Here is an 18775-nt window from a genome sequence, read left to right on the forward strand (position 1 = left end):
AGCGAAACATGTACACGCTGATCAGCGCGACCCCCTCGCCCTATGCGCGCAAGGTGCGGATCGCGCTGATCGAGAAGGGCATCCCCTTCACGCTGCAGACCGAGGTGCCCTGGCACGGCACGACGGCGACGCCGGCCTACAACCCGCTGGAAAAGCTGCCCGTGCTGGTGCAGCCCGACGGCACCGGCATCTATGAGAGCCGCTTCATCCTGGAATGGCTGGAGGTGCGGCACCCCACCCCGCGCCTCCTGCCCGACGACCCGGAGGAGATCCTGGCCGCGCGGCAGGTCGAGGTCATCGCGGACGGCATCTGCGATGCGGTGGTGCTGCTGTTTTTCGAGCGGATGCGTGCGGAGCCCAGCGCCGAATGGATCGCCCGCCAGCGGCGCAAGGTGGAGGGCGGCGTGCGCGCCTTGGCCGGGCGCGCGGGCGATGGCTTCCTGGTGGGCGACCGCTTCGGCCTGGCGGATATCGCGGCGGGCACGGCGCTGCGGTACCTCGCCGTGCGCTTCCCGGAATTCGACTGGGCGGCGCAATACCCGAACCTCGCCGCGATGAGCGCGCGGCTGGAGGCGCGCCCCTCCTTCGCGGCGACCGTGCCGGTGCCGCAGAGCATCACCGAAAAGGTGGTGTAGAGGCGGATCTACCGCCCACGCCGCTCCGCATGCGGCGGCCGCGCGCCGGCCGGCGTGCCGGCATCGAAGCCCAGGAAGCCGATCGAAGGCTGCGGCGCGCCGCCATTGGCCTGCCAGAGCTGCGGCAGGCGGGGTGTGGCATTGGCCGGCTGCACCGCCGGCTCGCGCGCTTCGCGCGTCGGCGGCGGCGTGCGGGTGCGCAGCGGCGGGCCGCGCAGGGGGATGGTGTCGGGCGGGGGCGGCGCATAACCGGCCGTGCCGCGCACCGAGAGCACGTAGAACATGATCTCCGGCCGGCCCTGGTCAATCGCGGAGTCCACCGCCGTCAGGCCCAGGGCGTTGCGCGCGTTCACATCCGCGCCGCGCGCCACCGCGTCCCGCACCGTCGCGATGTCGCCACGGTTGATGCCGTCGAACAGCGCGTCATTGGGGTTCATGGCCGAGGGCGGCGTCTCGGCCGGGATGGGCGCGAGGCCGCGCCGGGCGGCCACGCCGGGCAGGGCGGGCGGCTGCTCGCGCGGGGCGGCCGTCGCGGGCGGCGCCGTGGTGCGGCTGGATCCGAGCATGCCCTGGGCCGCGGCCGGCAGGGCCGGCAGCAGCAGGGCGCCCGCGAGGAGCAGGCCAGGGGTGCGGGTCATCTCAGCGCCCTCCGAAGGTGAAGCTGTCCGGCGGGGTCTCGGGGGCGGCGGGGGCCGCCTCTTTGATCTTCGCCTCGATCTGCTGCATCAGCCGGCCCAGGCCCTGGGTCAGCCCGGCCAACTGCACCAGCGGAATGACCAGCAGCCCCGCCGGCACGGGCTTGTTGTCGGCTCCGAGGCGCCCGAGGGTCAGCCGCACCACGCCATGCTGCACCGAGGCGTCCAGCAGCCCATCGGCGAAAATGGTGGCGCCCAACGGCGCGGAGGCGGGAGGGGTCTGGTTGTCCATCACGGAAGCCATAGCCGAGCCAGAGGCCGGAGGCGAGAGGTTCCGCCCTACCAGGTCAGCGGCACGTTCAGCCGCGCGCCGGGGGCGGGCGTCTGCAACAGCCGCTGGTCCGGATGGGTCGGTGACGGGTCGGTCGCCGCGCTGCGGCTGGGCACGCGCGGATGGATCATGGTGGGGGTCAGCGTCGGCGACTGCGAAGGGGCCGCCGGCCGCGCCTCGATGTCGAGATTGGGGCGGGGCGCCAGCTGCGCCTGCGGTGCGGGCGGCATCCCCTGGCCCAACAGGCTGCCGGAGAAGCCCGGGGTGAGCGCGATGCCGCCATCCATGTAGGCGCGGTCCCGCGGGTCGCGGGGGCGCGGGCGTGGGGGCGCCTCGGCGCGCGGCGCGGGCGCGGCCTGGGTGGCTGGCGCGGCGGGCGAGGTCTGGGCCGGCGCAGGCAAGGCGAACAGGCCGGCCAGCACGAGCCCCAGGACGGGGCTCACAGCCCGGCCACGCCGCGCGGATCCTGTGGCGGATTGCCCGCGATGCCCGGCGCGCCGCTCTTCCAGGCCTTCAGCGCCCAATGGACGGAGGGGAAAGCCAAATCGTCCCACGGGATCTCCTCCCAGGCGAAAAACCGCACATCGAGGCTCTCAGGGCCGGGGGCGAAACCCGGTTCGGCCAGATGGGCCCTGTAGATGATCTGGACCTGCCCGATTCGCGCAATCGAATAGATGGCCAGCACGCCATCCAGTTCAAGCCGCGCGCGTGCCTCTTCCCAGGCCTCGCGCTTCGCCCCTTCCTCGGTGGTCTCGCCCAGTTCCATGTAGCCGGCGGGCAGGGTCCAGAAGCCGCGGCGCGGCTCGATGGCGCGACGGCAGAGCAGGATGCGCCCCTCCTCCGCCACGACGCTGCCGAGCACGATCTTCGGGTTCTCGTAGGCGACGAAACCGCAATCGCCGCAGACGAGGCGTTCGCGGTCCTCGCCTTCGGGGATGCGGCGGACGAAGTTGGTCATGTTCGCCCGCCGCCTCCGGACTTAGCCCGCGGCGGCCGCGAAGGCGAAGTTGTCGTAGCTGTTCTCGGCCACGCGGAACCACTGGAACAGCTCCGAGCGATACGGGCGGTAGCTGTCCCAGATCGTCTTGAAGCGGGCGTTCTGGCCGGCGAGGTCGGCCATCAGCGCCTCGTTCGAGCGCCAGGCGAGCTGGAGGATCTCGCGCGAGTAGAAGCGCAGCTGCGTGCCCTGCGCCACGAGGCGCCGCAGCGCGATCGGGTTCAGGTGATCGTAGCGGCTGACCATCTCGCTGTCCGCCTCGGCGCAGGCGATGGCGAGAGCGTCCTTGTACTGCTGCGGCAGCGCGTCGAACTGGCGCTTGTTGCTCATGAAGTGCAGACGGGCGGAGGGCTCGAAGAAGCCCGGCGCGTAGTAGAAGCGCGCCACGCGGAAGAAGCCCAGGCGCTCATCGTCATGCGGGCCGACGAACTCGGTGGCGTCGATCGTGCCGCGCTCCAGCGCGGGGTAGATGTCGGCCGGCGCCACCAGCGTCGGGCTCGCGCCCATGCGCTGGAACACCTGGCCGGCGAGGCCGGAGATGCGGAACTTCAGGCCCTGCACATCCTGCTGGGTGCGGATTTCCTGGCGGAACCAGCCGCCCATCTGCGCGCCCGTGTCACCGGCCGGGAGGCCCACGATGTTGTATTCGGCGAAGAGGGCGTCACCCAGCGCGTTGCCGCCGCCATGGCGCAGCCAGGCCGTCATCTGGCGGGTGTTCAGGCCGAAGGGGATGGCGGTGAAGAACGCGAAGCCCGGCTCCTTGCCGATGTACCAGTAGGCGGCGGTGTGGCCGCAATCGATGGTGCCGGCCTGCACCGCGTCCAGCACCTGCAGGCCCGGGACGATCTCGCCCGCCGGGAAGACCTGGATGCGGAAGCGGTTCTCGGTCAGGGCGGCGACGCGGTTGGCGACGCGCTCGGCCGTGCCGAACAGCACGTCGAGGTTGCGCGGGAAGCTCGACTGGCAGCGCCAGCGGATTTCGGGATTGGCCTGGGCCAGAGCGGGGGTGGCGAGCGCGGCCGGCGCGGCCATCGCGGCCGTGCCGAGGACGAGACGACGATTCATGACGTTTGCCTCCGAATATGAAGAACTGGTGAGACGCGCATAACCCAGAGCCGGGCGCGGGGGAAGCGGCAAGACGCCACCCCCGCCTGGGTCTCCCTACAGGATGTAGCGCGAGAGATCGGCGCTCGCCGCCAGCGTCGCCACCCGCTCGCGCACCATCGGCGCGGTGACCGTGATGGTCTCCCCCCGGCGGTCGCTCGCGGAGAAGCTGATCTCCTCGAGCAGGCGCTCGATCACGGTGGCCAGGCGCCGCGCACCGATATTCTCCACCGTCGCGTTGATCTCGGCGGCGAGGTCGGCCAGCGCATCCACGGCGCCCGCGTCGAATTCCAGCTCCACGCCCTCGGTCTTGATCAGCGCGCTGGCCTGCTTGAGCAGAGAATGCTCGGGCTCGGTCAGGATGCGGCGGAAATCCTCGCGCGTCAGCGCCTTCAGCTCCACGCGGATCGGCAGGCGGCCCTGGAGTTCGGGCAGCAGGTCGCTGGGCTTGGAGAGGTGGAAGGCGCCCGACGCGATGAAGAGGATGAAGTCCGTCCTGACCGGGCCGTGGCGCGTGTTCACCGTCGTGCCCTCGATCAGCGGCAGCAGGTCGCGCTGCACGCCCTCGCGGGAGACATCGCCGCCGCGCACGCCGCCCTCGCTGCTGCGGGCGATCTTGTCGATCTCATCGAGGAAGACGATGCCGTTGTTCTCGGCGTTCAGCACGGCCGTGCGCGTCACCGCCTCATTGTCCAGGAGCTTGTCCGCCTCCTCGCGCGTCAGCGCCTCGCGCGCGGCCGCCACGGTCATGCGGCGGGGCTTGGGGCGGCCGCCGAACATCTTGCCCAGCATCTCCTGCATGTTCTGCATCTGGCCGGGCGGCATGCCGGGCATGTCCATCATGCCGATGGGCTGGCCCTGCGGCTCGCTCACCTGCACCTCGATCTCGCGCGTCTCGAGCTGTCCCTCGCGCAGCATCTTGCGGAATTTCTGGCGGGTCTCGCCGGCGGCACCCTCGCCCACCAGCGCCGTCACCAGCGCCTCTTCCGCCGCCAGTTCCGCCTTGGCGCGCACGCCCTTCCGCGCGGCATCGCGCGCCTGGACGATCGCGGCCTCGACCAGGTCGCGCACGATCTGCTCCACGTCGCGGCCGACATAGCCGACCTCGGTGAACTTCGTCGCCTCCACCTTGAGGAAGGGCGCATTGGCGAGGCGCGCGAGGCGGCGGGCGATCTCCGTCTTGCCGCAGCCGGTGGGGCCGATCATCAGGATGTTCTTCGGCACCACCTCTTCCTGCCAGCTCTCGGGCAGCTGCTGGCGCCGCCAGCGGTTGCGCAGCGCGATGGCGACGGCGCGCTTCGCGTCATTCTGGCCGATGATGAAGCGGTCGAGCTCGCTGACAATCTCGCGCGGCGAGAGGTTCACCATCTCGGGGGCTGTCACGTCGCTCATTCGCCGAGCGTCTCCAGGATGAAGTTGCCATTGGTGTAGACGCAGATGCCGGCGGCGATGGTCATGGAACGCCGGGCGATCTCCTCCGCCTCGACGCCCTCCACCGTCAGCAGCGCGCGGGCCGCGGCCAGCGCGTAATTGCCGCCCGAGCCGATGCCGATGATCGCGTCCTCCGGCTCCAGCACGTCGCCCTGGCCGGTCAGCAGCAGGGAACGGTCCTTGTCGGCCACGGCCAGCAGCGCCTCCAGCCGGCGCAGGTAGCGGTCCGTGCGCCAATCCTTCGCCAGCTCGACGCAGGCGCGCTCGAGCTGGTCGGGGAAGCGCTCAAGCTTCGCCTCCAGGCGCTCCAGCAGGGTGAAGGCATCGGCGGTCGCGCCGGCGAAGCCCGCGAGCACGCGGCCCTGCGCGATGCGGCGCACCTTGCGGGCATTGCCCTTCACCACCGTCTGGCCGAGCGAGACCTGGCCATCCCCGGCCATGGCCACCTTCCCGTTGCGGCGGACGCAGAGGATGGTCGTGCCGTGCCACCCCAGCGGATCATGCGTTTGGTTTGTCATGGGGCGCATGTGGCCCGTCCGGACGGCTTCGGCAATGCGGCTTGCCGGGGCGCATGTCTGATCCCAACCTGTTGCATCCAAGGAGATTCGCATGCTGCCCAGCCTCTTGAACGAAGCCGCCCACGCGCTACCGCTGCATGTGGTGACGCCCGAGGGCTGGGAGGCGCTGCCGGGCGCCGCCTTCGCGCGGGCCGCGGGCTTCACGGCGAAGCCCGGCGAGCTCGCGCTGCTGCCGGGCGAAAGCGGTTTGGCGGGTGCGCTGTTCGGCGCGCCGCGCACGGCCGAGGGCTATGGCGCGCTGCCCCATGGCCTGCCCGAGGGCACCATCTGGCGCCTCATCGGCGGGGATGGCGCGGCGGCGGCCCTGGGCTGGGCGCTCGGGGCGTATCGGTACACGCGCTTCAAGCCGGGCAAGCGCGCGCCGGCGCGGCTGGTGGCGCCCGCTGGCAGCGAAGCCGCGCAGGCGGTGGCGGGCGCCATCTGCCGCGCGCGTGACCTCATCAACACGCCCGCCAACCATCTGGGCCCGGCCGAGCTCGCCGCCGCCGTGGGCGAGGTGGCGGCGCAGCATGGCGCGCGCTTCCGCGTGATCGAGGGCGAGGAATTGCGCCAGGGTTTTCCCGCGGTGCAGGCCGTCGGCCAGGGAAGCCCCCGCGCGCCGCGCGTGGCGGTGCTGGAATGGGGGGCGGCCGACGCGCCGCTGGTCGCGCTCTGCGGCAAGGGCGTGTGCTTCGACACCGGCGGGCTCGACCTCAAGCCGTCGAGTGCCATGCTGCGGATGAAGAAGGACATGGGCGGCGCCGCCGTGATGCTGGCGCTGGCCGAGGCGCTGATGGCGCAGAAGGCCCCCATCCGCCTCCTGCTGCTCATCGGCGCGGTCGAGAACAGCGTGGGCGGCGACGCCTTCCGCCCGCTCGACGTGATCCGCACGCGTCAGGGGCTGACGGTGGAGATCGGCAATACCGACGCCGAGGGCCGCCTGGTGCTGGCCGACCTGCTGACCTTCGCGGCCGAGCAGGCGCCGCGCGTGATCCTGGACGGCGCCACGCTGACCGGGGCGGCGCGCGTGGCACTCGGCCCCGACCTGCCCGCGCTCTTCAGCAATGACGATGCGCTGGCCGATGCACTGCTGGCCGGTGGGCAGGCGGCGGGCGATCCGCTCTGGCGCCTGCCGCTGCATGACGGGTACGCGAACTGGCTCGACAGCCCGATCGCGGACCTCAACAACGTGGCCACCAAGCCGATGGGCGGCGCCATCATCGCGGCCCTCTTCCTGCGCCGCTTCGTGCCCGAAGGCACGGCCTGGGCGCATCTCGACCTCTATGCCTGGAATGACGCGACACGCCCTGGGCGGCCGGAGGGGGGCGAGGCCACGGGGATGCGCGCCGCCCTGGCTGGCCTCGAGCGCTTCCTGGAGTTTTCGTCCAGCTAAGCGACAGGAAAATTTAAAAAATCAAAGATCAAATGAATTTCTTGCAATCCCATGAGAAATGGGGCCTACTGATAATCCTGAAGCACCCAATATGACTTGTCAGAGAGTTGTTACACCTCGCGCGCCGGGCGCGGGGTGAGCCAAGGTGGCGCCCAGACCATCGGCGCCTGAAGGAAAGTCGCAATGTCTGTCCAGATCAATCCTGACCAGCTGATCGGTATCCTGCGGGATACGACGGTCGCGCTGGTTCGCCGCGATGGGCCGGACCTTTCGGCGCGCCAGTTGGGCGTCTTCCTCTCGGTCTATCTCAGCCCAGGCCCGCACACGGTGCGCGGTCTGGCGCAGAACCTCAACGTCTCGAAGCCCGCCATCACCCGCGCGCTCGACCGCCTGGGCGAGTTGGACCTGGCGCGCCGCAAGGTGGATCCGATGGACCGCCGCAGCGTGCTCGTGCAGCGCACGCTGAAGGGCACCGTCTTCCTGCGCGAGCTGCGCCAGACCATGGCCGAGGCCGAGGGCGTGGTGGCCGAAATTCCGGCGGCGGAGACGGTCGAAGCCTGACGCTTCGGCCGGCTCAGTAGCCGGCGCTGAAATCCACCAGATTGATGAGCGGCCATCCCTCGCGCGCGCGGCGAAGGTTCTCAACGACCTGCGGCGCCGCGCTGGAGGGGATGGTGATGGCCGAGGCATGCGGCCAGACCAGCACCTTGGGGTGCGTCCAGAAGCGATGATCCGCCGGCAGGGGCTCGGGCTCGAAGACATCGAGCGCGGCCGCCGCCACATGGCCGGAATCCAGCGCCGCCAGCAGATCCTCCGCCACCAGGTGGCCGCCGCGCGCGGCATTGATGACGAAGGCGCCGCGCGGCAGGAAACCCAGCGTCTTCGCGTTGATCACGCCGCGCGTCTCCGGCGTCAGCGGCAGCAGACAGACCAGGATGTCCGTCTGGCGCAACATCGCCTCCAGCCCATCCGGGCCGGAGAAGCAGGTCACGCCCTCGACCTGGCGCGGGTTGCGCGTCCAGCCCATCACGGGGAAGCCGAGGCCCCGCAGCGCCTGCGCGGAGGCATTGCCGAGCTGCCCCAGCCCCAACATGCCGATGCGGCGCCTGGCCGTGTCCGGCGCGGGCAGCTCGTCCCAGATGCGGGCGGCCTGCTGCGCGCGGTATTCCAGGTCCTGCCGGTGGAAGCGCAGCACGTTCAGCAGCACCCATTCGGTCATCCCGCTGGTCAGCCGCTCATCCTTGAGGCGCGCCACGGGAATCCCCGGCGGCGGGCCGGGCGGGCGCAGCAGATGGTCCACGCCCGCGCCCATGGAGACGACCAGCTTGAGGTTGGGATAGCGCCGCAGCTCCGCCATGTCGTGCTGGGTCCAGCACACCGCGGCCTCGATGTAGGCCGGGTCGCCCGCATCGGGGAAAAGGCGGATGTCGAGCGTCGGGTCCTCGGCCAGCAGCGCGTCGCGCCAATCCTGCATGGCATTGGCCTTGGTGGAGAGAAGAATGGCCATCAGCCGGGTCCTTGTTCGGGGAGGTTCACGCCCTCCAGCCCATGAAAGCTGCGCACATAGGCGCGCCAATCGTCGCGGCGCGTCGCCACGCGCTCGGTGCCGTCGGGCAGCTTGGCGTAGAGGCTCAGCACGCCGCGCGCCCACATCACGTCGAAGTTGAGATCCGCCTGGAGGACATAGGCGGCCGTGCGCATGAACACGTCCTCCTTGATCTTCGGCTGCACCTTGGCGAGCCACCACCAGCAGCCGATGGCGAGCACGACCGCGCCCACATAGAAATGGATCAGCGCGGTGGCGAGGAAGGAGGAGGTGAGGATCAGGCCCGCCGGGATGATGTTCTCGGCATAGCGATAGACCGGGCTGCCCGGCGAATTCATCTTGCGGATATGGATGCCGAGCTTCACCAGCTCGATATCCATCAGCGCCTGGAGTTTTTGGCGCTCCTGGCCGGCCCAGGGGTGGGCGGCGGTGTCCTCGGTCGTCGCGCTCAAGAGTGTCCGTTCCCCTCGGCCGCCCGCAGCTCGAAGGCGGCGGCCATCAGGGCGCGCGTATAGGGCTCGCGCGGGTTTTGCGTAAGGGCCTCGGCCTCGCCCGCTTCCACGATGCGGCCATTCTTCATGACGATGATGCGATGCGCCATGGCGCGCACCACGCGCAGGTCGTGGCTGATGAACAGATAGGCGAGGCGGTGCTTCTGCTGCAGCCCGCGCAGCAGCTCCACCACCTGCGCCTGGACCGAGACGTCGAGCGCGGAGGTCGGCTCGTCCAACACCACGAGGCGCGGCTTCAGCACCAGCGCGCGCGCGATGGCAATGCGCTGGCGCTGGCCGCCGGAGAATTCATGCGGGTAGCGCTCGGCCATCGCTGGGTCGAGCCCCACCTCCTCCAGCGCCTGGGCGACGCGGCTCATGCGCTCGCTTTCGCGCAGGCCGGGTTCGTGCACGGCCAGCCCTTCGCCGATGATCTCGCCCGCATTCATGCGCGGCGAGAGCGAGCCATAGGGGTCCTGGAAGACGATCTGCATGCGCGCGCGCAGGGGCCGCAGTTCGGCGCGCGAGAGCGGCTGGATGTCGCGCCCCTCGAAGCGGATCTGCCCCGTGCTGTTCTCCATGCGGATGAGAGCCAGGCCCAGCGTGGTCTTGCCGCTGCCACTCTCGCCGACGAGGCCCAGCGTCTCACCCTCGCGGAGCGAGACATCCACGCCGTCCACCGCCTTCACATGGGAGACGACGCGGCGCAGCAGCCCGCGCCGGATGGGGAAGTGCACGCGGACATCCTGGCCCTGCAGGATCTCCGGCGCATCCGCCGCGACGGGCGCCGGGCGGCCGCGCGGCTCGGTCGCGAGCAGCATGCGGGTATAGGCGTGCTGCGGATTGGCGAAGACCTCGGCCACCGGGCCCTGCTCCACCACCGCGCCATCCTTCATCACCACCACGCGATCGGCATGGCGGCGGACGATCTGCAGATCATGGGTGATGAGCAGCATGGCCATGCCGAGGCGGCCCTTCAGCTCGGCCAGCAATTCCAGGATCTGCGCCTGGATCGTCACATCCAGCGCGGTGGTCGGCTCATCCGCGATGAGCAGCTTGGGCTCATTGGCCAAGGCCGCGCCGATCATCACGCGCTGGCGCTGCCCGCCCGACATCTGGTGCGGATAGGCGCCGAGCCGTTCCTCCGCATTGGGCAGGCCGGCGCGCTGGAGCGTGGTGATGACGGCCTGGCGCAGCGCCTCGCCCCGCAGCGGGCGGTGCAGCGTGATCGCCTCGCCCACCTGGCGCCCGATCGTGTGCAGCGGGTTCAGCGAGGTCATCGGCTCCTGGAAGACCATGCCGGCCACGCCGCCGCGCAGGCGTTGCAGCGTGCCCTCATTGGCTGCCAGCACCTCCGTGCCATCCAGCGTGATGCGGCCTTCCGGGTTGCTGCCCGTATTCGCCAGCAGCCGCAGGATGGAGAGCGCGGTGACCGACTTGCCGGAGCCGCTCTCGCCCACCAGCGCCACCGTCTCGCCGGTGTTCACGGTGAAGGAGACGCCGCTGACGACGCGCTTGCCGCGGAAGGCGACGGCGAGGTTCTCGACGGTGAGGAGGGGCGTGTTCTCCATCAGCCCATGCTCCCGCCCGGCAGTTTTCTCGGATCGAAGGCGTCCCGCACCGCTTCCCCGATGAAGATCAGCAGCGTCAGCACGCCGCCCAGCACCACGAAGCCGGTGAAGGCGAGCCAGGGCGCCTGAAGGTTGTTCTTCCCCTGGCTCAGCAACTCGCCCAGCGAGGCCGAGCCGGGCGGCAGGCCGAAGCCCAGGAAGTCCAGCGTGGAGAGCACGGTGACGGAGCCGGAGAGGATGAAGGGCAGGAAGGTCAGCGTCGCCACCATCGCATTGGGCAGGATGTGGCGGAACATCAGCCGCGAGTCGGAAACGCCCAGCGCCCGCGCCGCCCGCACATAATCCAGGTTGCGGCCACGCAGGAACTCGGCGCGCACCACGCCCACCAGCCCCATCCAGGAAAACAGCAGCAGGAAGACCAGCAGCGTCCAGAAGCTCGGCTCGATCACCGAGCCGAGGATGATCAGCAGGAAGAGCTGCGGCATGCCGGACCAGATCTCGATGAAGCGCTGGAAGAGCAGGTCCGTCCAGCCGCCATAATAACCCTGCACCGCGCCCGCCGCGATGCCGATGATCGAGGCGAAGATGGTCAGCGTGAAGCCGAACAGCACCGAAATCCGGAAGCCATAGATCACCCGCGCCATGACATCCCGCGCCTGGTCATCCGTGCCGAGCCAGTTGCGTGTGCTGGGCGGGGAGGGGGCGGGCTGGCCCAGATCCCGCACCACCGTCGCGTGGCTGTAGCGGATGGGCGGCCAGATCACCCAGCCGCGCGCATGCACGTCCCGCATGAATTCCGGATCATGCCAATCGGCCTGCGTCGGCAGGCCCTCGGGCACGATGTCGCTCTCGGCATACTCCACCGCGACGGGGAAGAACCAGTGGCCGTCCACCTTCGCCACAAGAGGGCGGTCATTGGCCAGAAGCTCGGCGAAGAGCGTCAGCACGAACAGCGCACCGAAGATATACAGCGAGATCATGCCGCGGCGATTGGCGCGGAAATTGGCGATGCGGCGACGGGTGAGCGGGGAGAGCGTCATCGAGGGGCGCCGCCCCTCGAGCACCCCGGCAAGAACCTCAGGTTCTTGCAACTCCGGTCACTGGCGCTCACGCGGCCTCCAACTCGAACACCAACCGCTCGCGCGGGGCGGCCGCGAGGCCGGCGCGCATCGCCGCGGCATCGGCGAAACGGCCGGGCAGATGCAGCGTCTCCGTCTCCAGCGTGATGCGCGGCACGGCCAGCGGCCAGGGGGCCAGCGTCGCCACGCGCGCGCTGCGGCGGATCAGCGTGGTGCCGTTGCAGTCGAACCGCTCCTGCCCCCAGCAGAGGCCGAGCGCGATGGAATCCACCATCGCCAGCTTGCGCTGATTGGCCGTGACCTGCGCCTCATTCACGCCCAGCTTGCCCATCAGCTCCGCGCTCCAGGCCGTCTCGCGCGCCATGTAGCCTTCCATGGCGGCCAGGCTCTCCGCGCTCGGCGCCATGCGGTTGCCGAGGATGCCCAGCCGATAGATGTGGCTCCCATGGCGCAGGATCAGCAGCCCCGCCCACAAGCCCCAATTGGCCAGCGCATCGCGCACGCCCTGCTCCCACATCGGCACATGCTCACCGCCGGAGAGCGCGTTGAAGTGGCGCGGCAGGCCCGTCGCGGCGTCGAATTCCGGGTCGCGCTCCCATTCCATCCAGGCGCAGTCATGCTGGGCGGCGGCATTCACCACCGGCTCCAGCGGCACGGGCGGCTGCGCCAGGGCGCGCATGAGCTGACCGGCCAGCACGGCATGGGCGGGTTGCGGCGTGGCCAGCACGCTGCCGTCGGTCTGGGGCCAAAGGATCATCGCCTGCTCTCGAAATCAATGCGCGGGTCCACCAGCGTATAGGTGAAGTCGCTGACGATCTGCATGATGAGCCCGAGCAGGGTGAAGATGTAGAGCGTGCCGAACATCACCGTGTAGTCTCGCCGGATCGCCGCCTCGAAGCCGAGCAGGCCGAGCCCGTCCAGCGAGAAGATGATCTCCACCAGCAGCGCGCCGGTGAAGAGGATGCCGATGAAGGCCGCCGGAAACCCCGCGATGATGATCAGCATCGCGTTGCGGAACACATGGCCGTAGAGCACGCGCTGCTCGCCGGCGCCCTTGGCGCGCGCCGTCACCACATATTGCTTGTTGATCTCCTCCAGGAAGGAGTTCTTTGTCAGCATCGTCAGCCCCGCGAAGCCGCCGATCACCAGCGTCAGCGTGGGCAGCGCCATGTGCCAGGCATAATCCCAGACGCGGTCCCAGAAGGGCCAGGCCTCGCTGCCCGAACTCACCAGGCCGCGCAGTGGGAACCACTGGAAGAAGCTGCCGCCTGCAAACAGCACCACGAGCAGGATCGCAAACAGGAACCCCGGGATCGCATAGCCCACCAGCACCACGGCACTCGTCGTCAGGTCGAAGCGCGTGCCATCCCGCACCGCCTTGCGGATGCCCAGCGGAATCGAGATCAGATAGATGATCAGCGTGGACCAGAGCCCGAGCGAGATGGAGACCGGCAGCTTCTCCACCACAAGGTCCCAGACCGGCCGATCGCGAAACAACGACCGCCCGAGGTCGAAGCGCATATAGCCCCAGAGCATTTCGCCGAAGCGCACATGCGCCGGCTTGTCGAAGCCGAAGGCGCGCTCGATCTCCTTCACCACCTCCGGATCGAGCCCACGCGCCCCGCGATACTGCGAACCGCCGCCTTCCGCCGTCGAAGTGGGCTGCGGCCGTGTCTCGTTGGAGCCCTCGCCCGTCAGGCGGCCCATCGTGTCGCCCTGGCCGCGAATCTCCGCGATCATCTGCTCCACCGGACCGCCGGGCGCGAACTGGATCACCGCGAAATTGATCAGGATGATGCCGAACAGCGTCGGCACCACCAGCAGCAAGCGGCGCAGGAGATAGCCGGTCATCGGTGGGTGTGCGCCTGCGAGGGGGCGCTGCCCCCTTGCGCTCCCCCGCCAGGGATCTGGATCCCTGGACCCTGGAACTTGGTCGCATGGCGGGAGGGGGGCACGGCGCGTGCGCCGTCCTCCCCTCCCGTCATGCGACAACACTCAAGGGGGGTCCGGGAGGGCAACGCCCTCCCGAGGTGCACCCCACCCATCACAGGCTCCGCTTCGCCTCTTGCAGGGCGCGGTCGCGGGTGGGGTCGATCCACCAGCTGTCGAAGCCCAGCGCGTATTTCGGGTTGCGTTCCGGGCGGCCGAAGCGGTCCCAGAAGGCGATCCAGAAGGCGCGGTTGTGCCATTGCGGGATGACGAACTGCCCGTGCAGCAGCACGCGGTCGAGCGCGCGGGTGCGCTGGATGAGTTCCTCGCGGTCGGGTGCCGTGATGACGAGTTCGACCAGCGCATCAATCACCGGGTGGCAGATGCCGGCCACGTTCTGCGAGCCGTTTTCCTGGGCCTTGGCGCAGGTGAAGTAGTCGCGCTGCTCGTTCCCGGGCGAGAGGGACTGGCCCATGACGTCCACGGTCATGTCGAAGTCGAAGGCGTCGGTGCGGACCTGGTATTGCGCCGGGTCCACCGTGCGGACGCGGGCTTCGACGCCCAGGCGCTGCAGCCATTGCACATAGGGGAGTGCCACGCGCTCGAAGGAAGCCCCGTTCAGCAGGATCTCGAATTCGAAGCGCTGCCCCTGCGCGTTGACCAGGCGCCGGTCGCGGATGGTCCAGCCCGCCTGGCGCATCAGGTCGAGCGCGCGGCGCAGCCCGTCCCGGTTGTTGCCGCTGCCATCCGTCACGGGCAGGCGGTGCTCCGTGGTGAAGACGGATTCGGGCAGCTGCGCGCGGAAGGGCGTCAGGATTTCCAGCTCCCGCCCCGTGGGCAGGCCGGAGGAGGCGAGCTCGCTGTTCGAGAAGAAGCTGGTGGTGCGCGCATAGGCGCCGTTGAAGATGTTGGCGTTCAGCCACTCATAGTCGAAGACCTGCGTCAGCGCCTCGCGCACGCGGGCATCCTGGAAGAGCGGCCGGCGCAGATTCATCACGAAGGCCTGCATGCCGGTGGGCAGCTGGTGCCGGATCTCGTCGCGCTTCACGAGGCCGCGGCGCACGGCCGGGAAGTCGTAGCCGGTGGCCCAGTTGCGGGCGATGTTCTCGGTGCGGAAGTCGATCTGGCCCGCCTTGAAGGCCTCGAAGGCCACGGTGACGTCGCGGAAGTATTCGTAGCGCATCACGTCGAAATTCTGCGTGCCGCGCCGCGTGTTGAGGTTCACCGCCCAATAGTCGGGCACGCGCCGATAGGCGACGCTGCGGCCCGATTCGAAGCGCTCGATGCGGTAGGGGCCGGAGCCCAGTGGCACGTCGAGCGAGGGGCGCGCGAAGTCGCGGCCTTCCCAGTAGTGCTTCGGCAGGATCCACATCTGGCCGAGGATCAGCGCCAGCTCGCGGTTCTCATTGGTGCGGAAGCGGAAGGTGACGCGGCGCGGGCCGTCCACCACCACTTCGCTCACATCGCCCCAATAGGCGCGGTAGAAGGGCCGGCCCTGGGTGCGCAGCGTGTTGAAGGTCCAGGCCACATCCTCGGCGGTGATGGGGCGGCCATCATGCCAGCGGGCCGTTTCGCGCAGCTCGAAGCTCACGCCCATGCGGTCGGCCGGGATTTCGACGGTCTCGGCGATGTGCGCGTATTCGGTGCTGGCCTCGTCCGCGCTCTCGATCAGCAGGCTGTCATAGAGGTTGTTGAGGCCAACGGCGGCCGTGCCGCGCAGGATGAACTGGTTGAAGCTGTCATAGCTGCCGAGCGCGGTGAGCGTGACCTCGCCGCCCTTTGGCGCATCCGGGTTCACCCAGGGGAAATGCGGAAAATTGGCGGGCAGCGCCGGTTCGCCCAGCAGCGAGAGCGCATGGGTGCGGATGGGCGCTGACTGCGCGCTCGCGGCGGTGGCGGCGACCAGCCCGAAGCCGGCGGCGAAGAGGTCTCGGCGTTGCATCATATTGCAGAGATTGGGGGCGCGGTGCGTCCAGGGCAACCGGCAAGTCAGCCGAGCAGTGAAACGATCTCCGGCAGCAGGGCCGCGTCACCGACCGCGATGACCTCGCCCTTGCTCTCCAGCGTGAGGGTTCGCCCCTGCCAGTCGGTCATGCGCCCGCCCGCGCCCTCGATCACCGGCACCAGCGCGGCCCAGTCCCAGGGCTTCAGCGTGCCCTCGACCACGGCATCCACGAGGCCGAGTGCGATGAGGCCATAGGCGTAGCAATCGCCGCCCCAGGTGACGCGGCGCGCGGCCTGGCGCACGCGCTCGAAGCGGGCGGTGCCGGCGGCGTCGAAGATGTCGGGCGAGGTGCAGGAGAGTTCGGCGGTGGCAAGGCTGGCGCAGGGCCGGCACGCGGCTGTCCCGCCCATGGGGCTCACGAAGCGCGTGGGCTGGCCCGCCAGCCCGATCCAGCGTTCGCGAGTCACGGGCTGGTCGATGAGGCCGAGGACGGGCTGGCCCTTGTGCAGCAGGCCGATCAGCGTGCCGAAGAGCGGCCGGCCGGTCAGGAAGGCGCGCGTGCCATCAATGGGGTCGAGCACCCAGAGGTAGTCGGCGTCGCCGCGCTCGGTGCCGTACTCCTCGCCCATGATGCCGTGGCTCGGGAAGCGCTCGGAGAGATAGGCGCGCAGCGCGCGCTCGGCGGCGCGGTCGGCCTCGGTGACGGGGGAGGCGTCGCCCTTCGCTTCGACGAGGAGCGCCGAACGAAAAAGCGGGCGGATGATGCCGCCCGCCAGATCGGCCGCCGCTTCGGCGGCCGCGATGAGTTCCGGAGAAATCAGGCCCGAGGCTTCCGCCACTTCGCGGAAGCCGTTTATGGAAGCGGGGCCGGATTGGCGGAGAGCGTCCGCAGGAAGGCGATCACATCCGCGCGCTGCGCCGTATTGGCGAGGCCCGCGAAGCCCATGCGCGTGCCCGGCATGGCGCGGTTGGGCGCCGCGATGAAGGCGTTCAGCGCCTCGTAATCCCAGGGCTTGTCGGCCAGCGCGCGGTTGGCGGCGCTGTAGTTGAAGCCCGCCTGGTGCGCGTGCTTGTTGTTCACGATGTTCCAGAGGTTCGGCCCCACGCCCGCGCGGCCACCCTCATTCAGCGTGTGGCAGGAGGCGCAGAGGCGGCCGGCCAGCGCGCGGCCATTTTCCACATTCGCGGCAGCCAGCAGCGGCCCGATCGGCTCCACGGCCGGGGCGGCGGGGGCGGTGGGCGCGGCGGCGGTCTGCGGCGTGGCGCCGATGCTGATGGCCGAGCGCTCCAGCTTGTGCGGGTGCACCACCAGGCCACCGATCACGCCGGCGCTCATGAAGGTGACGCCGGCGGTGAGGACGGCCGCGAAAATCTTATTGGCTTCCAGGCTCATGCCGAGCAGACCCTTCTCAACGACTGGGCGGCTTGGGCGCTGTTTGCGCGATGCCGTCCCCTGACTTATTCGTAGACTTCCATACAGGCGGCGCTGCGTCGCATCAACCGCCCCCGGCCCTTGTTTCACCCACGGAATTCAGCGTGAACCCCATCATCATCATCCCCGCCCGCATGGCGGCCACCCGCCTGCCGGGCAAGCCGCTCGCGGACATCGCCGGCCGGCCGATGATCCTGCATGTGCTCGAGCGCGCCAAGGAGGCCGGAATTGGTCCCGTGGCCGTCGCTGCGGGCGAACCCGGCATCGTCCAAGCCGTCGAGGCCGCGGGCGGCCGCGCCGTGCTGGTGGCGGAGGATGTGCCGAGCGGGACGGACCGCATCCACCGCGCGCTCGCCCAGCTCGACCCCTTCGGCGCGCATGACGTGGTGGTCAACCTGCAGGGTGATTTCCCGACGCTGGAGCCCAACCTGCTCTGGTCCGTGCTCAAGCCGTTGGCTGACAAATCCGTGGATATCGGCACGCTGGTCTGCCCCATCGCCGATGAGAAGGAGGCCAACACCGCCTCCTTCGTGAAGGCCGCCTGCGCCTTCCCGGACGGCGCGGACGTGGCGCCCGCCCTCTATTTCAGCCGCAACCCCATCCCCTGGGGGGAGGGGCCGCGCTGGCACCATATCGGCGTCTATGCCTATCGGCGCTCGGCGCTTGACCGCTTCGTGCGCCTGCCCGAATCGCCGCTCGAACGGCGGGAGAAGCTGGAGCAATTGCGCGCGCTGGAGGCCGGCATGCGGATCGGCGCCGCGCGCGTCGAACACGGTCCCTTCGGCGTGGACACGCCCGAGGACCTCGAACGGGCCCGTCACCTCTTGGGAAACACATGAACCAGATCATCGCCTTCCAGGGGGTTCCTGGCGCCTATTCCGACCTCGCCTGCCGGCACGCCTATCCGGGCTGGACCACGCTGCCCTGCCCAAGCTTCGAGGCCGCCATGGCGGCCGTGCGCGATGGCCGGGCGGAACTGGCCATGCTGCCCTGCGAGAACAGCCTCGCCGGGCGCGTGCCGGACATCCATCGCCTGCTGCCCGAATCCGGCCTTTCCGTCATCGGCGAGCATTTCGAGCGGGTGGAGCACTGCCTGCTGGCCCGGCCGGGGGCGACGCTCTCCGGCATCCGCCGCGCGCACAGCCACCCCATGGCGCTGGGCCAGGTGCTGAAGGTGATCAAGGAACTCTCCCTCACCCCCGTCATCCAGGCGGACACGGCGGGCGCGGCCGAGCTGATCGCGCGCGAGGGCACGCTGGAGGACGCGGCGGTGGCGAGCGAACTTGCCGCCGAGGTCTATGGCCTCGAGATCCTGCGCCGCAATGTCGAGGACGCCTCGCACAACACCACGCGCTTCTATGTGATGACGCGCGAGCGCAAGCTGCCGCCGGCCTCCGAGGTGCCGCATCCGGTGACGACCTTCGTCTTCCGCGTCCGCAACATGCCGGCCGCGCTCTACAAGGCGCTGGGCGGCTTCGCGACCAATGGCGTGAACATGACGAAGCTGGAGAGCTATATGCTCGACGGCGCCTTCACGGCCACGCAGTTCCTCTGCGACGTGGACGGCCATCCGGACGAGCCCGGCCTGTTCCGGGCGCTGGAGGAGCTGCGCTATTTCTCGCGCGAGCTCAGGGTGCTGGGCACCTATCCGGCCAGCCCCTTCCGGCTGGCGCACGAAGGGCGGTAATCCGCCCTTCGG

The 18775-nt window shown here is 69.8% G+C and carries 21 protein-coding genes; 5 read left to right on the forward strand and 16 right to left on the reverse strand.

Annotation, left to right across the window (positions count from 1 at the left end; translation table 11 throughout):
• The first annotated feature begins 8 nt into the window (after positions 1–8).
• On the forward strand, positions 9–635 hold the full coding sequence (locus tag ACQ860_RS15535; protein WP_431304245.1) for a glutathione S-transferase family protein: 627 nt from the start codon (positions 9–11) through the stop codon (positions 633–635).
• 8 nt (positions 636–643) lie between these two features.
• Here the strand turns inward: ACQ860_RS15535 and ACQ860_RS15540 are convergent, their stop codons facing one another.
• The 7 genes from ACQ860_RS15540 to hslV all read right to left on the reverse strand — a co-directional run bounded on the left by ACQ860_RS15540 (position 644) and on the right by hslV (position 5651).
• Positions 644–1273 (reverse strand): hypothetical protein, encoded by a 630-nt coding sequence (locus ACQ860_RS15540; RefSeq protein ID WP_431304246.1) that lies wholly within the window; start codon positions 1271–1273, stop codon positions 644–646.
• Position 1274: 1 nt separating this feature from the next.
• Positions 1275–1562, reverse strand: coding sequence for a hypothetical protein (locus tag ACQ860_RS15545; protein WP_431304247.1), 288 nt, complete (start codon positions 1560–1562; stop codon positions 1275–1277).
• A 47-nt stretch (positions 1563–1609) separates the two neighbouring features.
• Positions 1610–2044: a hypothetical protein gene (locus ACQ860_RS15550; protein ID WP_431304248.1), complete on the reverse strand. Its 435-nt coding sequence runs from the start codon at positions 2042–2044 to the stop codon at positions 1610–1612.
• On the reverse strand, positions 2041–2559 hold the full coding sequence (locus tag ACQ860_RS15555; protein ID WP_431304249.1) for an NUDIX domain-containing protein: 519 nt from the start codon (positions 2557–2559) through the stop codon (positions 2041–2043). The genes ACQ860_RS15550 and ACQ860_RS15555 overlap by 4 nt, the downstream gene beginning before the upstream one ends.
• Positions 2560–2580: 21 nt before the next feature.
• Complete coding sequence (locus ACQ860_RS15560; protein ID WP_431304250.1) at positions 2581–3663, reverse strand: TRAP transporter substrate-binding protein; 1083 nt, start codon at positions 3661–3663, stop codon at positions 2581–2583.
• Between the two features lie 96 nt (positions 3664–3759).
• Positions 3760–5094, reverse strand: coding sequence for an ATP-dependent protease ATPase subunit HslU (hslU, locus tag ACQ860_RS15565; protein WP_431304251.1), 1335 nt, complete (start codon positions 5092–5094; stop codon positions 3760–3762).
• Positions 5091–5651 carry an ATP-dependent protease subunit HslV gene (gene hslV / locus ACQ860_RS15570; RefSeq protein WP_431304252.1) on the reverse strand — a complete coding sequence of 187 codons (561 nt, stop codon included), beginning with the start codon at positions 5649–5651 and terminating at the stop codon, positions 5091–5093. Before hslV ends, hslU begins: the two co-directional genes overlap by 4 nt.
• A 91-nt stretch (positions 5652–5742) precedes the next feature.
• Here hslV and ACQ860_RS15575 point away from each other — a divergent pair, with 91 nt between their 5' ends.
• Positions 5743–7083 carry a leucyl aminopeptidase family protein gene (locus ACQ860_RS15575; protein ID WP_431304253.1) on the forward strand — a complete coding sequence of 447 codons (1341 nt, stop codon included), beginning with the start codon at positions 5743–5745 and terminating at the stop codon, positions 7081–7083.
• 183 nt (positions 7084–7266) lie between these two features.
• On the forward strand, positions 7267–7644 hold the full coding sequence (locus ACQ860_RS15580) for a MarR family transcriptional regulator (RefSeq protein WP_431304254.1): 378 nt from the start codon (positions 7267–7269) through the stop codon (positions 7642–7644).
• 13 nt (positions 7645–7657) lie between these two features.
• Here the strand turns inward: ACQ860_RS15580 and ACQ860_RS15585 are convergent, their stop codons facing one another.
• The 9 genes from ACQ860_RS15585 to ACQ860_RS15625 all read right to left on the reverse strand — a co-directional run bounded on the left by ACQ860_RS15585 (position 7658) and on the right by ACQ860_RS15625 (position 17037).
• On the reverse strand, positions 7658–8590 hold the full coding sequence (locus ACQ860_RS15585; RefSeq protein WP_431304255.1) for a 2-hydroxyacid dehydrogenase: 933 nt from the start codon (positions 8588–8590) through the stop codon (positions 7658–7660).
• Positions 8590–9081 (reverse strand): hypothetical protein, encoded by a 492-nt coding sequence (locus tag ACQ860_RS15590; RefSeq protein WP_431304256.1) that lies wholly within the window; start codon positions 9079–9081, stop codon positions 8590–8592. The genes ACQ860_RS15585 and ACQ860_RS15590 overlap by 1 nt, the downstream gene beginning before the upstream one ends.
• The gene (locus tag ACQ860_RS15595; RefSeq protein WP_431304257.1) at positions 9078–10691 is read right to left on the reverse strand and encodes an ABC transporter ATP-binding protein; all 1614 of its coding nucleotides are present in this window, start codon (positions 10689–10691) and stop codon (positions 9078–9080) included. The genes ACQ860_RS15590 and ACQ860_RS15595 overlap by 4 nt, the downstream gene beginning before the upstream one ends.
• Positions 10691–11731 carry an ABC transporter permease gene (locus ACQ860_RS15600; protein WP_431304258.1) on the reverse strand — a complete coding sequence of 347 codons (1041 nt, stop codon included), beginning with the start codon at positions 11729–11731 and terminating at the stop codon, positions 10691–10693. Before ACQ860_RS15600 ends, ACQ860_RS15595 begins: the two co-directional genes overlap by 1 nt.
• A gap of 67 nt (positions 11732–11798) precedes the next feature.
• Complete coding sequence (locus tag ACQ860_RS15605; protein ID WP_431304259.1) at positions 11799–12527, reverse strand: DUF3891 family protein; 729 nt, start codon at positions 12525–12527, stop codon at positions 11799–11801.
• Positions 12524–13621, reverse strand: a complete 1098-nt coding sequence (locus ACQ860_RS15610; protein WP_431304260.1) for a microcin C ABC transporter permease YejB — start codon at positions 13619–13621, stop codon at positions 12524–12526. Before ACQ860_RS15610 ends, ACQ860_RS15605 begins: the two co-directional genes overlap by 4 nt.
• Before the next feature lie 193 nt (positions 13622–13814).
• On the reverse strand, positions 13815–15644 hold the full coding sequence (locus tag ACQ860_RS15615; RefSeq protein WP_431304261.1) for an extracellular solute-binding protein: 1830 nt from the start codon (positions 15642–15644) through the stop codon (positions 13815–13817).
• Positions 15645–15688: 44 nt separating this feature from the next.
• Positions 15689–16483 (reverse strand): histidinol-phosphatase, encoded by a 795-nt coding sequence (hisN, locus tag ACQ860_RS15620; RefSeq protein WP_431304262.1) that lies wholly within the window; start codon positions 16481–16483, stop codon positions 15689–15691.
• Positions 16484–16497: 14 nt separating this feature from the next.
• The gene (locus tag ACQ860_RS15625; protein ID WP_431304263.1) at positions 16498–17037 is read right to left on the reverse strand and encodes a c-type cytochrome; all 540 of its coding nucleotides are present in this window, start codon (positions 17035–17037) and stop codon (positions 16498–16500) included.
• A 143-nt stretch (positions 17038–17180) separates the two neighbouring features.
• Here ACQ860_RS15625 and ACQ860_RS15630 point away from each other — a divergent pair, with 143 nt between their 5' ends.
• Positions 17181–17915, forward strand: coding sequence for a 3-deoxy-manno-octulosonate cytidylyltransferase (locus tag ACQ860_RS15630; RefSeq protein ID WP_431304264.1), 735 nt, complete (start codon positions 17181–17183; stop codon positions 17913–17915).
• The gene (locus ACQ860_RS15635) at positions 17912–18763 is read left to right on the forward strand and encodes a prephenate dehydratase (protein WP_431304265.1); all 852 of its coding nucleotides are present in this window, start codon (positions 17912–17914) and stop codon (positions 18761–18763) included. The genes ACQ860_RS15630 and ACQ860_RS15635 overlap by 4 nt, the downstream gene beginning before the upstream one ends.
• The last annotated feature ends 12 nt before the right edge of the window (positions 18764–18775 follow it).

It is taken from the genome of Sediminicoccus sp. BL-A-41-H5 (assembly GCF_050632405.1).
Classification (GTDB): Bacteria; Pseudomonadota; Alphaproteobacteria; order Acetobacterales; family Acetobacteraceae; genus Roseococcus.

What these genes read in the sequence shown, in the direction of transcription:
- ACQ860_RS15545 (WP_431304247.1), bottom strand. Translation starts at nt 1,562, where the DNA reads ATGGACAACCAGACCCCTCCCGCCTCCGCGCCGTTGGGCGCCACCATT.
- ACQ860_RS15615 (WP_431304261.1), bottom strand. Translation starts at nt 15,644, where the DNA reads ATGATGCAACGCCGAGACCTCTTCGCCGCCGGCTTCGGGCTGGTCGCC.
- hslV (WP_431304252.1), bottom strand. Translation starts at nt 5,651, where the DNA reads ATGACAAACCAAACGCATGATCCGCTGGGGTGGCACGGCACGACCATC.
- hslU (WP_431304251.1), bottom strand. Translation starts at nt 5,094, where the DNA reads ATGAGCGACGTGACAGCCCCCGAGATGGTGAACCTCTCGCCGCGCGAG.
- ACQ860_RS15535 (WP_431304245.1), top strand. Translation starts at nt 9, where the DNA reads ATGTACACGCTGATCAGCGCGACCCCCTCGCCCTATGCGCGCAAGGTG.
- ACQ860_RS15560 (WP_431304250.1), bottom strand. Translation starts at nt 3,663, where the DNA reads ATGAATCGTCGTCTCGTCCTCGGCACGGCCGCGATGGCCGCGCCGGCC.
- ACQ860_RS15600 (WP_431304258.1), bottom strand. Translation starts at nt 11,731, where the DNA reads ATGACGCTCTCCCCGCTCACCCGTCGCCGCATCGCCAATTTCCGCGCC.
- ACQ860_RS15575 (WP_431304253.1), top strand. Translation starts at nt 5,743, where the DNA reads ATGCTGCCCAGCCTCTTGAACGAAGCCGCCCACGCGCTACCGCTGCAT.
- ACQ860_RS15625 (WP_431304263.1), bottom strand. Translation starts at nt 17,037, where the DNA reads ATGAGCCTGGAAGCCAATAAGATTTTCGCGGCCGTCCTCACCGCCGGC.
- ACQ860_RS15605 (WP_431304259.1), bottom strand. Translation starts at nt 12,527, where the DNA reads ATGATCCTTTGGCCCCAGACCGACGGCAGCGTGCTGGCCACGCCGCAA.
- ACQ860_RS15540 (WP_431304246.1), bottom strand. Translation starts at nt 1,273, where the DNA reads ATGACCCGCACCCCTGGCCTGCTCCTCGCGGGCGCCCTGCTGCTGCCG.
- ACQ860_RS15610 (WP_431304260.1), bottom strand. Translation starts at nt 13,621, where the DNA reads ATGACCGGCTATCTCCTGCGCCGCTTGCTGCTGGTGGTGCCGACGCTG.
- ACQ860_RS15580 (WP_431304254.1), top strand. Translation starts at nt 7,267, where the DNA reads ATGTCTGTCCAGATCAATCCTGACCAGCTGATCGGTATCCTGCGGGAT.
- ACQ860_RS15635 (WP_431304265.1), top strand. Translation starts at nt 17,912, where the DNA reads ATGAACCAGATCATCGCCTTCCAGGGGGTTCCTGGCGCCTATTCCGAC.
- ACQ860_RS15585 (WP_431304255.1), bottom strand. Translation starts at nt 8,590, where the DNA reads ATGGCCATTCTTCTCTCCACCAAGGCCAATGCCATGCAGGATTGGCGC.
- ACQ860_RS15555 (WP_431304249.1), bottom strand. Translation starts at nt 2,559, where the DNA reads ATGACCAACTTCGTCCGCCGCATCCCCGAAGGCGAGGACCGCGAACGC.
- ACQ860_RS15595 (WP_431304257.1), bottom strand. Translation starts at nt 10,691, where the DNA reads ATGGAGAACACGCCCCTCCTCACCGTCGAGAACCTCGCCGTCGCCTTC.